Genomic DNA, 438 nt, shown 5'->3' with positions numbered 1-438 from the left:
ATCTCCTGCAAAAGCTAAAACCATAGGAAATTTTTTGGGAAAAGATTATGAAGTTATCGCTTCTAAAGGACATATTAGAGATTTGCCTAAATCAAGCTTTGGGATTAAAATAGAAGATGATGAATTTATCCCTGAATATAGAATCACAAGTGATCATAGCGCCTTAGTTAAAGAACTTAAAAGCAAAGCCAAAGATGCCAAAGAAGTCTATCTTGCAACGGATGAAGATAGAGAAGGAGAGGCTATAGCCTATCATATTGTAAAAGCTATAGGAAAAGATGAAAACACCTTACCACGCATTGTTTTTCATGAAATCACTAAAAGCGCTATAGAAAATGCTTTAAAAAATCCAAGAAAATTAAACATGCACTCTGTAAATGCTCAGCAAACCAGACGTCTTTTAGATCGCATTGTAGGGTATAAGCTCAGCCCTTTATT

General features: G+C 34.5%; 1 protein-coding gene. It reads left to right on the top strand.

Features of this window, described 5'->3' with window-relative positions; all coding sequences use genetic code 11:
• The coding region (locus tag KJR01_RS09825) for a toprim domain-containing protein (protein WP_214119061.1) at positions 1-438 on the top strand (438 nt) is incomplete at both ends.

Source organism: Campylobacter sp. 2018MI10 (assembly GCF_018501175.1).
Taxonomy (GTDB): domain Bacteria; phylum Campylobacterota; class Campylobacteria; order Campylobacterales; family Campylobacteraceae; genus Campylobacter_E.
This window is presented reverse-complemented; position numbering and strand designations above follow the sequence as displayed.